The sequence below is a fragment of the Streptomyces sp. NPDC051776 genome (assembly GCF_040681345.1).
In the GTDB taxonomy this organism is placed as follows: domain Bacteria; phylum Actinomycetota; class Actinomycetes; order Streptomycetales; family Streptomycetaceae; genus Streptomyces.
Genome location: NZ_JBFAYQ010000001.1, coordinates 238,503 through 250,789, shown reverse-complemented (window position 1 = coordinate 250,789; position 12,287 = coordinate 238,503). Strand labels below are relative to the sequence as shown.

15 protein-coding genes are annotated in these 12,287 nt (G+C 70.6%); 5 read left to right on the top strand and 10 right to left on the bottom strand.

From position 1 onward, the window contains the following. Positions 1-17: 17 nt before the first annotated feature. Together asnB and AB0M26_RS01110 are read right to left on the bottom strand one after the other, a co-directional pair. Positions 18-1,889 carry an asparagine synthase (glutamine-hydrolyzing) gene (gene asnB, locus AB0M26_RS01115; RefSeq protein WP_365252462.1) on the bottom strand — a complete coding sequence of 624 codons (1,872 nt, stop codon included), beginning with the start codon at positions 1,887-1,889 and terminating at the stop codon, positions 18-20. Between the two features lie 100 nt (positions 1,890-1,989). Further along, the gene (locus AB0M26_RS01110) at positions 1,990-2,418 is read right to left on the bottom strand and encodes a DUF6069 family protein (RefSeq protein ID WP_365252459.1); all 429 of its coding nucleotides are present in this window, start codon (positions 2,416-2,418) and stop codon (positions 1,990-1,992) included. A 169-nt stretch (positions 2,419-2,587) separates the two neighbouring features. Here AB0M26_RS01110 and AB0M26_RS01105 point away from each other — a divergent pair, with 169 nt between their 5' ends. From AB0M26_RS01105 to AB0M26_RS01095, 3 genes are all read left to right on the top strand, one after another. Further along, positions 2,588-3,094, top strand: coding sequence for a MarR family transcriptional regulator (locus AB0M26_RS01105; RefSeq protein ID WP_365252992.1), 507 nt, complete (start codon positions 2,588-2,590; stop codon positions 3,092-3,094). Positions 3,095-3,531: 437 nt separating this feature from the next. After that, entirely contained in the window at positions 3,532-4,641 is a 1,110-nt protein-coding gene (locus tag AB0M26_RS01100; protein ID WP_365252456.1) for a hypothetical protein, read from the top strand. Between the two features lie 283 nt (positions 4,642-4,924). Further along, positions 4,925-5,926: a beta-ketoacyl-ACP synthase III gene (locus AB0M26_RS01095; RefSeq protein ID WP_365252453.1), complete on the top strand. Its 1,002-nt coding sequence runs from the start codon at positions 4,925-4,927 to the stop codon at positions 5,924-5,926. Between the two features lie 250 nt (positions 5,927-6,176). Here the strand turns inward: AB0M26_RS01095 and AB0M26_RS01090 are convergent, their stop codons facing one another. The 5 genes from AB0M26_RS01090 to AB0M26_RS01070 form a co-directional block, all read right to left on the bottom strand. Then, positions 6,177-6,494 (bottom strand): antibiotic biosynthesis monooxygenase, encoded by a 318-nt coding sequence (locus AB0M26_RS01090; RefSeq protein ID WP_365252450.1) that lies wholly within the window; start codon positions 6,492-6,494, stop codon positions 6,177-6,179. Then, entirely contained in the window at positions 6,494-6,805 is a 312-nt protein-coding gene (locus AB0M26_RS01085; protein ID WP_365252447.1) for an antibiotic biosynthesis monooxygenase family protein, read from the bottom strand. Before AB0M26_RS01085 ends, AB0M26_RS01090 begins: the two co-directional genes overlap by 1 nt. A 1-nt stretch (position 6,806) precedes the next feature. Then, complete coding sequence (locus AB0M26_RS01080; RefSeq protein WP_365252444.1) at positions 6,807-7,556, bottom strand: 3-oxoacyl-ACP reductase family protein; 750 nt, start codon at positions 7,554-7,556, stop codon at positions 6,807-6,809. A 282-nt stretch (positions 7,557-7,838) separates the two neighbouring features. Further along, positions 7,839-8,891, bottom strand: coding sequence for a methyltransferase (locus AB0M26_RS01075; RefSeq protein WP_365252989.1), 1,053 nt, complete (start codon positions 8,889-8,891; stop codon positions 7,839-7,841). Between the two features lie 106 nt (positions 8,892-8,997). Then, a complete protein-coding gene (locus tag AB0M26_RS01070) occupies positions 8,998-9,465 on the bottom strand; it encodes a DUF1772 domain-containing protein (RefSeq protein WP_365252442.1) in 468 nt (155 codons plus the stop codon). Positions 9,466-9,712: 247 nt separating this feature from the next. On the opposite strand from AB0M26_RS01070, the gene AB0M26_RS01065 reads away from it, so the two are divergent. Beyond that, positions 9,713-10,159: a DUF1772 domain-containing protein gene (locus AB0M26_RS01065; RefSeq protein ID WP_365252439.1), complete on the top strand. Its 447-nt coding sequence runs from the start codon at positions 9,713-9,715 to the stop codon at positions 10,157-10,159. 31 nt (positions 10,160-10,190) lie between these two features. Beyond that, complete coding sequence (locus AB0M26_RS01060) at positions 10,191-10,931, top strand: SchA/CurD-like domain-containing protein (RefSeq protein ID WP_365252436.1); 741 nt, start codon at positions 10,191-10,193, stop codon at positions 10,929-10,931. A 109-nt stretch (positions 10,932-11,040) separates the two neighbouring features. Here the strand turns inward: AB0M26_RS01060 and AB0M26_RS01055 are convergent, their stop codons facing one another. The 3 genes from AB0M26_RS01055 to AB0M26_RS01045 are packed head-to-tail and all read right to left on the bottom strand — an operon-like array spanning position 11,041 to position 12,286. Beyond that, the gene (locus AB0M26_RS01055) at positions 11,041-11,475 is read right to left on the bottom strand and encodes an SCP2 sterol-binding domain-containing protein (protein ID WP_365252433.1); all 435 of its coding nucleotides are present in this window, start codon (positions 11,473-11,475) and stop codon (positions 11,041-11,043) included. Positions 11,476-11,495: 20 nt separating this feature from the next. After that, positions 11,496-11,819, bottom strand: coding sequence for an antibiotic biosynthesis monooxygenase family protein (locus AB0M26_RS01050; protein ID WP_365252430.1), 324 nt, complete (start codon positions 11,817-11,819; stop codon positions 11,496-11,498). Beyond that, positions 11,816-12,286, bottom strand: coding sequence for an SRPBCC family protein (locus AB0M26_RS01045; protein ID WP_365252427.1), 471 nt, complete (start codon positions 12,284-12,286; stop codon positions 11,816-11,818). Before AB0M26_RS01045 ends, AB0M26_RS01050 begins: the two co-directional genes overlap by 4 nt. Position 12,287 lies beyond the last annotated feature (1 nt).

Here is a 12,287-nt window from a genome sequence, read left to right as displayed (position 1 = left end):
CGTGACGCCGCCCGCGGTCACAACTCCAGGTCGTCCCCGAGGTCCAGGAGCCAGGAGTTGACCTGGAGCAGCATCTCGATGTTCATCCGGTGCAGCCAGTCCTGCACATCCGGACCGCCGCCGTCCTGCGAGACGACCGCGCGGGCTGCATCCAGGTCGAGCATCGGCAGCACCGGGGAGGCCGGGTCGGCCAGCACCTCCGCGAACTCCTCGTGCAGGGCTTTGGTGTACGTCGCGTCCTGACTCACCGGGAACGGCGCCTTGGGCCGGTCCAGGACCTTCTCGGGCAGCAGATCGCGGGCGGCGGCTCGCAGCAGGCTCTTCTCCCGGCCGTCGTAGGTCTTCATCTCCCAGGGAATGTTGTACGCGTACTGGACGAGCCGGTGGTCGCAGAACGGTACGCGCACCTCGAGGCCGGAGATCATGCTCAGCCGGTCATTGCGCTCCAGCAGCCGCGGCAGCCAGTGGGTCAGATGGAGATGGCAGATCTCCCGGGCGCGCCTCTCCTCCCCGTCCTCACCCGGGAGCCGGGGTATCCGGGCCATAGCCTGCGCATAGCGCTCCGCGTAGTACGAGCCCATGTCCAGCCGGGACTTGAAAGCCGGCGAGAGCAACCCCTGCCCCAGACCCTCACGGGTCCCCGGGTGCCACTGCTCGAAGGCGACCCAGGGGAACTGCTCCTCGTACGCCAGGTCGGGGATGTGCACCCAGCTGTAGCCGCCGAAAATCTCGTCGGCGCTCTCGCCGGTCAGCGCAACCTTGGAATACCGGTGGACGCCCGCGAACGCCTGATACGTGGAGGTGTCCATGTCCCCGAAGGGGGCGGGGACGTCCTGCGCGCGCAGGACAGTACGGCGCGCGACAGGATCGATCAGGTCGGCGGTGGCGAGCTCGATCTCCAGATGCTCGGCACCGATGTGCTCGGCGACGGCGCGGGCGTACGGTGAGTCGGGCGCGCTGCGCACCAGATCGGGCTGGAAGTTGTCGCTGTAGCCGCTGTAAGTGACCGTCGTCGTGCGGACGGGGCCCGCGCCCTCGGCGGCCAGGGCACGGGCCGCCAGCGCGGCGACGGTACTGGAGTCCAGGCCGCCGGAGAGCATCACGCTCAGCGGAACGTCGGAGACGAGCTCGCGGGCGACGCTGCGCTCCAGCAGCTCGCGCACGGTGGCGATGGTGCGCTCCAGGTCGTGCTCGTGCGGCTGTGCCTCCAACTGCCAGTACCGGCGCAGCGATATCTCGCCGCCCGGCCCATGAAGCAGCGTGTGGCCGGGCGGCAGATCGCGGATGTCACGGTAGACGCTCTCGCCAGGGGCGCGGGCCATGGAGAACAGCACCCGCAGTCCTTCCAGGTCGACGACCGGGCGGACCTCCGGATGGGCGAGCAGGGCCTTGGGCTCGGAGCCGAAGACCAGTCCCTCGCGGGTCTGCGCGTAGTACAGCGGCTTGATGCCGAAGCGGTCGCGGGCCAGGAAGAGCGTGCGCTCACGAGCGTCCCAGATGGCGAAGGCGAACATGCCCTCCAGCCGCTCGACGCAGCGCTCGCCCCACTCCAGATAGGCACGGAGCACCACTTCGGTGTCGCTGCGCGTGCGGAACCGGTGACCGCGGCCGGTCAACTCCGTGCGCAGCTCACGGAAGTTGTAGATCTCACCGCAGTACGTGAGGGCCGCGACCGGCTCCTCGCTCTCGTCCGCGGCCATGGGCTGGCGGCCACCGGCCAGATCGATGACCGCCATGCGGGTGTGCACCAGCGTCACACGCCGACCGGACCAGACGCCCTGGTCATCAGGCCCCCGGCAGGCCATCGTGCGCGCCATGGACTCGGCGACTCCGGGTTCCTCCCGGGGCCGGCCGTCCTGACGGACGGCCCATCCTGCGATGCCGCACATACGGGATCTCCTTCCGTGGCCTCTCGGTTGCCCTCGGTGTCCAAGATTTCCCGGAGCACTCGAAGCCGCTTGGAGAGGCGCTGGACCTGCCCGGTCCGGATCACGCCCGGCGCGCGTCCTTGCGGTACGCCGGGATCAGGACCGCGCCGACCGTCAGGTGCAGGCAGACCAGCGTGATGCGGTTGCCCGTCGTCAGGCCCGCGGCGAACAGGGGCCCGAGGAGGGAGAGCACGACCACCGCCGAGGCGATGGCGGTCCAGACCGTGCGGGCGCGGCCGGTCAGCCGCTCCAGGAGGGCCAGCAGGCCCCACCCCACGAGCGAGATCACGGCCACCGAGATGATCACGGCCGGGAGGACCAGCTCACTGGTCGTGGTGGAGCCGGGGCCGTCCGGGATTCTCAGATCGATCTTGAAAACCCGGTCGGCGAGGATCCAGATCAGCGCGTCGAGCACCACGGCTCCCACGAGGGCGAGCGCGCGCGTGCGCACCGGGCTGCCGGTGCGGGCGGCGGCGGGGGATGCGGACATGTTCTGCCTCCTTCGGTCGCGACCGTCCGGCGAGCGCCGGGTGGTCGACTCTGTGGCCGATACTGTGCACTACGCACATGAATGACCTTCGCACATAATGGTCTCACACCCAGGAATGCCCGGTCCAGTCGTATGCCAGTAGCCTCGAAGCGTGAAAGGTGCAGAAAAAATCGATACGCAAGCACGCAAAAGAGACGTTGACGCGCCGGTCGACGACACGGTGCTGACCGCCGTAGAGGCGGCGATGATCCGGATCCGCCGCCGGCAGTCCCGGCGCAGCCTCGCGCGGCCCGTGATGAAGGGCCTCGCCGAGCCGGTGGATCTCAATACGCTCGCTGTCGTCGACGCCGTCGACGAGGGCACGAGCGAGAGCGGCAGCGACATCACGGTGGGATTCGTCGCCGACCGTCTGGCCATCGACCCCTCCCGGGCCAGCCGGATCGTCGCCGATGCCGTCAGGTCCGGTTTCGTGCGCCGCGCGGCCTCGCAGGAGGACGGACGGCGGAGCTGCCTGGAGCTCACCTCGGTGGGAGAGGAGGCCGTGGCCGCCGCCCACCACACGCGACAGGCGTTCTACTCCGATGTGCTCAAGGACTGGGACCCGCGCGAGCAGCAGGAGTTCGCGCGCCTGCTCACCAAGTTCGTGCGCTCCTTGGACGAGGCGGCCCGCGGCTGACGGCCGGCGACGCAAGCGGCACGGCTCCGGCGAGCCGGGCCGCCTCCACAGCGCGGCGGCGGCCCGCACCGCGCGTCGCCCTGGCGAACGTTCACCGCGTCGCCCGGTGCCCTTTCACGGCATGGTCGCCAGGTGAACCTTCACCGCAGGTCGCCCGGTGAGCGTTCACCTCGAGGGACCGGCCCCCCGCGGACGAACCTCGTTCCATCGCACCGTCGCCCATGCGCCGTCCACCGGACCGTCGCCCACGCCCCGTCCACCGGACCGTCGCCCACGCCCCGTCCACCGGACCGTCGCCCACGCCCCGTCCACCGGCCTTCGAGTGACCTTCGAGCCCTCCCAGCGAGGCTGATCGCGCCAGAACCCCGCAAACCGACGGCGCGTCAGAGCCCCGCTGCCGCGGGGCGTTCGCGCCTTGTCCCGAAGGAGGCGCGACGGTGAGTACGACAGACCAGACGGAGAGGCGGCCCGTACCGGAGGCGAGACGCGGCCGCCCCGAGCCGGCCGAAGCATCCGGTCCGGCCGCCGCCACGGCGCCGCCCGCCGGGCCTCCGACCGGCATCCGCTGGGCCTACGTCATGGTGATCGTGGCGACGCTCGCCGCAATCGCCAGCAATGTCTTCGAGATCGCCCACCAGGTCGACACCGGCGTCGCCGGCGCCGCGACCACGGGCGACCTCGTCCTGACCATCGCGTTCTGCGCGCTGTTCGGGTTCTTTGCCGAGATGCTCAGGGCCGGCCGGCAGTGGGGCCGCGTGCTGCTGACGGTGTTCACCTCGCTGGGCATCCTGTTCACGGGTCTGGGCCTGGCCGGGATCGGCGGAAGGCCGCTCGTGGGGCCGCTCCAGGGCACCCTGGCCGTCGTCAGCCTCGTGGCGTCGGTGGCCGGCCTGGTCCTGCTGTTCGTCCCGTCCGTCAACCGCTGGATGGCGGCGGTGCGCGGGCAGAGCCGTACGATCCCGCAGCGGCTGCGCAAGGCCGTCCTCACCGCGCATGTGGCCATATCGGTCGGGTGGTTGGGTCTCGTGACCGGGATGTTCGCGATGTCGGTGGCGGGCGCCACCACGAGCAGCGCGGAGCAGCAGGCCGCGATGTACCGCACCATGTCGATGCTGGACGAGATCTTCCTCGGCATGACCAGCATGTTCGCACTGATCACGGGCATCGTGGTCGGCGCGGGCACCAAGTGGGGGCTGCTCCAGCGCAGATGGGTGGCCGTGAAGTTCTTCATGACCATGGGTGTGATGCTGCTCGGCTTCTCCGTCATCCACCAGCTCATCCTCAAGGCCAATGAACTGGTCGACGCCGAGGCCCCGGTCCGTGGCGGCGAACTGGACACGGTCGGCTGGTCGATGGCCGGATCGGCCGCCCTGGCCCTGCTGTCCCTGGTGTTCATGACGGCAGTGTCCACGTACAAGCCCTGGGGACCGACCCGCTGGGGCAGGAAGGGCTCGCCCCGGGCGGGCTCATCCCGGGCGGACTCGCGCCGGGGGGGCTCATCCCGGGCGGACTCGTCACGGGCGGGCTCGTCACGGGCGACGGGCTGATCCGGGCCTGAGCCCAAGGCCGTTGCCGGGAGTATCCGCTCCCTGGAACGCCCGCTCCGAACCGACCGACCCCGCACGACCGTGACCTCACGGCCATCACCCAGGGCCTGTGCGCACACGGCCCGGGCGCCGCTCGGACGGCGCCACGTACCGAGCGCGCACCGCACACGACGTACCGCCACACCACAGGTCGCGCACCGCCACGCACCACGTATCGCGCACCGCCCGGTTGATCCGCCCCACCACCGTCCGGGCCTTGCCCGTACGCCAGGAAAGGACAAGCATGACTGCGATCCGGGACACAGAAGTCCTGCGCCAAAGCCGCCTGTTGGGGGTCGGCACCTACCGGCCCGAGCGGTCCGTCCCCAACACCGAGATCGCCGAGCGGACCGGCCTCGACCCCGACTGGATCGAGCGCCGCTCGGGCATACGCTCGCGCCGCTACGCCTCCGCGACAGAGACCCTCCCCGCGATGGCGACGACCGCGGCCGAGAAGGCGCTCGCCACGGCGGGCATCTCCGCCGACCAGCTCGGCACAGTCATCGTCGCCACCATCACATCCATGGAGCAGATGCCCGCCGTCGCCGTCGAGGTCGCGCACCGGCTCGGTGCGGCGCACGCCGCCGCCTTCGACGTCTCAGCCGCCTGCGCGGGCTTCTGCCACGCCGTGGCGCTGGCGAGCGACCAGGTGCGGATGGGCCGTTCGGACTACGTCCTCGTCGTCGGTGCGGAGCGGATGACGGACATTCTCGACCACGAGGACCGCGACACCGCGTTCCTCTTCGCCGACGGCGCCGGTGCCGTGGTCGTGGGACCGTCCCAGGAGCCCGGGATCGGCCCCGTGGTCTGGCGCGCGGACGGCTCGCGCAACGCCGCCCTGAAGATGACCGCGCCCTGGCACGACGGCACGGGCGCCCGCCCCGACGCGCGGCCCGCCATCACCATGTCGGGCTGGAAGGTCTACCGCTGGGCGACCAATGAACTGGTGCCCGCCACCCGCCGGATGCTGGACCTGGCCGGCGTCACGGTGGACGACCTGGATGCCTTCATCCCCCACCAGGCCAACATGCTCATCACCGACTTCGTGGTGGAGCAGCTCGGTCTGACGGAGCGGACCGCCGTGGCCCGGGACATCGTCACCAGCGGCAACAGCTCGGCGGCCTCCATCCCGCTGGCCATGGACGAGCTGCTGGCGGGAGGCAAGGCGCCGAGCGGCGGTCTCGCCCTGCTCGTCGGCTTCGGGGCCGGACTGGTCTACGCGGGACAGGTCGTACGGCTGCCCTGACCCGAGCGCCCCTTCGGCCGAAGCGGGCACCCGGTTGCCGAAAGCACGGCCCGGGTGCTCGCTTCTTCATGCGCTTTCGCACCGGCAGCCGCCCGCCTGCCAGCCGCCCGCCTGCCAGCCAGCCGCCTGGCTGTCTGCCACCGGCCCCGGACACACCGCCTTGACCACTCGGAACGCATACGAGGACGGCCGTGCCGCGGAGAGCGCATGCTCCCCACGGCACGGCCGTCATCGCGTCACGCTCGCCGCGTCAGTACTCCGCGGCCACCTCGAACAGGGCGAAGGGGCGGGGCCGTTCACCGTCCTGGTACTGCCGCAGCGGGGAGGTCGTCCCCCGGTGCGCCGAGCCGGACTCCCAGACCTGGAAGGCCGCCAGGCTCTCCCACTCGCTGAGCACCGCGAAGGCCCCCGGATCGGTGACCTCGCGCAACAGCTCGTTGCCCAGCAGCCCCGGCGTGCCCGCCAGGTCCTTGCTGATGCGGTGGTACGCCTGCTCCACCGAGGGCACATCGGCCTCGGCGGCCCGGAGGTGGAGCAGCACCCGGACCCGTCCCGGCGCCCGGCTCATCAGGCCACCTCCACCAGATGCATCATCGCGAGCGAGCCGCCCGTACGGTACGGGTGGAGCTTCTCCCGGTGGGCAATGTGCTCCGGGCTGCTCTCGAAGGCGAGGAAGGAGTCCTTGTCCGTCCAGTCACTGACCACGTAGTAGACGGACTCCTCCCGCGCGCTGCGCGCCAGGGTGTGGCCGAGGTTCGCCGGCTGTGCGGTGACCTCCTTGCTGCCCTCCGCCCACACCTTCTCGAAGTCCGCCTCCAGGCCCGGCTTGACCTGCACGGTCAGCAGGACGCGAAACGCCCCGACCCGCTCCGCGGTCATCTCAGACACCTCCGTCGACGTGCAGGGTCTCGCCGTTCACGTACGTCGACAGGTCGCTGGCCAGGAAGAGGACGGCGCCGGCGATCTCGTCCGGGCGCCCGAACCGCCCGAGCGCCATCATGCGCAGATAGCGCTCGTTGTACGCGGCACGCTGCTCCTCGGTCAACTCGTCCGGCTCGGAGGTGTCGATGACCCCCGGTGCCACCACGTTGAACCGGATGCCCTTGCCGCCCAGTTCCTTGCACAGCGAGCGGGTGAGCCCGACCAGCCCCGCCTTGGAGGCGGTGTAGTGGCCGCGCAGCGGGATTCCGGCCATGGCGCCGCGTGACCCGATGTTGATCACCGAGGAGCCCTCGCGCAGCATCGGCAGCGCCTTGCTGATCACCATGAAGGGGCCGGTGAGGTTGGTGGTGACGATCCGCTCCCACTCCTCGAACGGGAGCTGGGCGAACGGGATCTGGCTGATGACACCGGCGTTGTTGACCAGGATGTCGAGGCGCTCGAAGCGGCTGCGGCACTCCGCGAGCACCGCCTCGACGCCCTCGGCCGTACCGACGTCCGCGCGGACGAGGGCGTGGTCCCCGCCGAGCTCCTTCAGTTCACGGGCCAGGCTGTCGGCGGCCTCGCCCTCGGTGCGGTAGCAGGTCACCACCGTGGCACCGGCCTTGGCCAGGGCCAGTACGGTGGCCCGGCCGATGCCCCGGGTACCACCGGTGACGAGGGCGTTCTTGCCCACGAGTCGAAGTTCCATGGCTTCCTCCGTCGTCTCGGGTCGCGTTCACAGTCGTGCGGTCGTCGGTCTGGCGCCGCGGCTGGGCGGGGTGCAGTGGCGAGGTGCGCACTCGGGCGGGTGCACGTGCGCGGGGTGCAGTCGCAGCGGGGCACTTGGGCGGGGTGCAGTCGCGCGGGCTCGCAGTCGGGCGGGACGGCCGAGCGCGGGTCGCGGTCGTCCACAAGCAGTGATGCCGTGGCGTCCCGTCGTGGCGGTAGGGCCCCGCGTCACCCGCGCAACAGGCGCGTGGATGGGGGCGGTTCACCGGCCGGCCGGGACGGGGCGGCACTCCAGGACCGCCCAGCGCCCCGGAACCGGGTCGTTGACCAGTTCGAAGCCCGCGGTCGCCAGCAGCGCGCGCCACTGTTCCCCGCCCCGCTCGCGTCCGCCGAAGCGAACCAGCATGTCCAGGTCGAGCAGCTTGCCGCGGTCCCACTGGTTGGCGGGGCCGACGAGGAACTCGCAGATCAGCAGCCGCCCTTCGGGGTTGTTCTCCAGCGCCTCGCGGACCCGGCCGAGGATCACGGCCGCCCGCTCGTCGTCCCAGTCGTGCAGAACGGCCTTCAGCACATAGGCGTCATGGCCCCTCGGCAGCTCCTGGAAGAAGTCGCCCGGGACCACCTCGACGCGGTCCGCGACCCCCGCGTCGCCGAACAGCTTGGGCGCTTCCTCGACCACGGCGGGGCGGTCGACGAGCGTGCCCCGTGTCTCCGGATGGCGGGCGAGCACCTCGGAGAGGAAGAAGCCACGCCCGCCGCCTACATCCGCGATACGGGGGAACCGCCCGAAGTCGTAGCCGTCGAGCAGCATCCGCGCGGTGGCCCGGCTCATGCCGGTCATCGCCCGGTCGAACAGGGCGCTCGCCTCCGGGTTCTCCTCCAAGTGCTCGAAGAACCCGTGCCCGTATGCCTCCTCGAAGGCGGGCTGCCCCGTGCGCACGGTGTGCATCAGGGAGCCGTAGGAGCGCCAGAGCATCTCGGTGCCGTTGTAGAGCACCATGTCCCGCTGGCTGCCGGGCACGTCGGAGCGCAGGACCTGGCTGAGGTCGGTGAGCGCGTACCGCCCGTCCACCTGCTCCTCGAAGACCCCGAACGCCGCGGCCACCCGCAGCACACGCCCGAGGGAGTCCGCGTGGGTGCCGGTGCGCTCGGCCAGTCCGGCCACCGGAAGCGGCCCGTCGGCCAGTTCGTCGGCGATGCCCAGCTCGGCGAGCACGTGCAGCACACGGGATATCCGTTTGCCGTCCGTCAGCAGCAACAGCCGTACGTGGGGCGGCAGCACGGCGGTCATCGCCGGGCCGACCACACCGGTCATGGTGTCCACACGATCTCCTAGGCCGGGAGCAGGTGATGGTGATGGGTGATGGGTGATGGGTGATGGGTGATGGGTGATGGGTGATGGGCTGAGTCACGGGGGAGCGTCATATGAGCAGCGCTGCCGCGCTGACATTGGCGACGAGCGCCGCGACGGCCAGCGTCCCCCGCACGCGGTTCCAGCGGATCCAGCGCTCGCGCGGGTCGAGCCGCTCGAAGTCCGGGGGCAGCGCCTGCGGGTCGAGCGTCTCCAGCCACCGGTTGATCGGCACGTTCTTGGTGAGCGAGACCGTCATGGCGCAGGCCAGCAGCAGGGCGGCGAGCCCCGCCAGCAGCCGCACGGGCGTGTCCCGCGCCGCGACCACCAGGGCCGCGTCGCACAGCAGGCAGCTCAGCAGCGAGACGGGCATGAACGGGTCGAAGCGCGTGACGAGGCCCTTGTGCACCGGGACGTACATCCCGGTGGGCAGGGTGGTGAACAACGGGGCGGCGAGCACGGAGATCGCCAGCCCGCCGGCCGCCAAGCCGCCGGCGAGCAGTGCCAACGGCATCAGTACCTGGACCAGCTCGGCCACGATTCACCCTTCCGCCCTGACCGCCACCCGATGCGGCGGACCACTGCCTCGACTCTCGGAGGTGTTGGTCGAAACGGGCTCGAAGACGGCTCGATGATCAACGTCCGGGCGCCGCCGCCCTGCTGGACACGCACGCCGGAGCCACACACGCCGCGGAAGCGGACTCCGCCGTCGAGCGCCTCTCCACAGCGAGTCGAGCAGGTGACGGCACGGTGACGGACACACCCACCACCGATCGGGAGTCGTGATGCTTGAGGAAGTGCTGAGCGGGATCGTGCTGACCGGGACGGGGACCGTCACAGGCATCTTCGTCGCGGTCGCGGTCAGCGTGGGTCCCGCCATGTCAGCCATGGGGCGCGCCGAGTATCTGCGCGCCCACGCCCTGCTGGGCAAGGGCTACCACCCGTTGATGCCGATCCTGGTGAACGTGGTGACGCTCAGCGGGTTCGCGCTCGCCTGGTTCGCCGAGGCGCCGGGCAGCGTGCTGTTCCCGCTCGCCTCGGTGCTGCTGATCGGGGTGCAGGCGGTCTCGCACCTCGGCAATGTCCCGATCAACCGCTCGCTGAGCGGTCTCGCCGCCGACGGCCCCTGGGTGGATCCGCGGCCGCAGTGGCGCGCCTGGCACCGCCTGCGGACGGGCCTGGCGGCGCTCGCCATGGCCGTCGACACCGTCGCCGTTCTCGCCGCCCGCTGACCTTCGCCGCCGCTGAAGAGGAGGAACCGCCATGCCACTGGACGCCGTCACCTATCGCGTCACGCCCGGCCACGAGGAGGAACTCACCGAGGTCTTCTCACCGCACAACTTCACCCGGGTCGACTCCCCCGTGATCAAGGACAGTTCGGGCGAGACCGTCGGGATGCTGCTCGGCACGGGCCTGTTCGTCCAGGGGGAGACCCTGGTCCGGGTGATCCACCACGACGGTGCCGGGGCCGCGCACATAGCCCGGCACATGTCGGTCCAGAAGGGCGTGCACGAGGCGGAGCGGGCGATCCTGCCGTATCTCGCCGAGTCCCGTGACACCGAGACCCCCGAGGGTTTCCGGGAGCACTTCCACCGCAGCCTGATGACCGTGCTGGAGCAGCACAGTCCCGACGAGCGTCCCGCCGCAGGCACGGTCGCCCTGCGCTACCCGCTGCGCAAGGGAGCCGGCGAGGAACTGGCCGCGGCACGCGCCACGGCGAACCGGCAGGCCTCCCTGCGGCTGTCCGATGAGCACCCGACAATCGTTCGCACGGCGCTGTTCCTGCACGACGACACCCTGGTGCGGGTCGTCCAGTACGACGGCCACCCCTACGACGTCGTGGGCTATCTCTCGGACCGCTGCTTCGGGCAGAACGCGGAGGGGTGGCTCGTGCCGTACCTGGACGGTACGGAGCGGCCCTCGCACCCGGACTCCTATCTGGCCCTGGTCCACGAGCAGGCGATGCTCTCGATCGCGCACATGTCCGTCCTGGGCGTCGACTGACGTGCCCTCGGGGCGCGTCGACGGGCGGATCCCGCCTGCCGGTGCCCGCCCGGACGCGAGAAGCCGCCGCCGCGCCTCAGGGCGCGACGGCGGCTTCGTCGTCGCCCCGTCAGGTCTCGGGGTGGTCGAACCACTCCCCCAGCTTGGTGCCCATGAGCGGGCTGCCGCGCAGCTTCAGCTTGCCCGTGAGGAACGCCTTCGCGCCGGGCAGCTTCCCGACGCCCATCGCCAGCATGTCGGGAAGCTTGATGCCGATGGTTATGTCGGGGCTCTCGTGCCGGCCCTTGTCGGCGCGGCAGGTGCCGCCCTCGACGTGCACATAGTGAAGCTTCTGGCCTTCGGCGGAGGCGATGTCGAACTGGAAGACACCCTTCTGCCCTTTGGCCTTCTCGGGGTTGAACTCCGAGACCAGCAGCTCGAATATCAGCGTCAGGGCCGCGTCCACCCCGCCCTCGCGGCCCGCGACCGCGGCTTCGAGTTCCTTGGACGGTGTCGACTCGACGAGTTCGATCAGTTCGGTGACCTGTTCCTGCTGCACGCTCATATGTGTGTCCTCCCGGTTTTTCAGGCTTCGGCCGTGGCGGCCGGTGACAGTGCGTGGACGACTTCGAGCAGTTGCATCTCCCCACCGGCGCGGATCGCCCACAGCTTGCGGAGGTACGCCTGCTGTTCGGGGCTCTGCTCGAAGGCCCGGAAGGACGGCTCGTCCGTCCAGTCCGTCAGCACGGTGTAGCTGCCGGGCTCGCCCGGCGTGCGCAGCAGCTGCTGCCCGTGGTTGTCGGAGAAGCCGCGGACGGTCTCCGCGTGGCTGCGCCACAGCTCCTCGAACTCTGCCTCGTGCCCCTTGGTGATACGGATCCGCAGCAGAACCCGCAGTGCGGCCGTCACTGCCTGACCGCCCGCTGCTCCGCGGCGGCCTTCTCCACCAGTCCCTTGATCCGAGTCATTTCCCGGCGGGTGTTGGTGTTGAGCCGCTCGGTCATCTCCTTGTCGCCGAACGGCAGCCCGGACCGGACCTCGAACTCCTGCCGCCAGCGCATCTCCACACCCGCGTCGGTCTGGGTGTAGGTCCACAGGAGGTTCATGAACTCGAACGGGCCGGTTTCGATGCGCCGTGCCCGTACGGTCCGAGTGGCCGGGTCGGGTGTGCGCTCGGAGACCCAGTCCCAGACGGCGCCGTTCTCGTCGGGGTGCAGGGTGAGGCGGAAGGTGATGGTCTCGCCCTTGCGGCCGAGGATCTCCGCCTTGGCGTACTCGGAGAACAGCTCGGGCCAGGACTCGACGTCGTTGGTCATGCCCCAGACCAGGTCCATGGGCGCGTTGATGACGATCGCGTTGTCGGTGGCGCTCGCCATG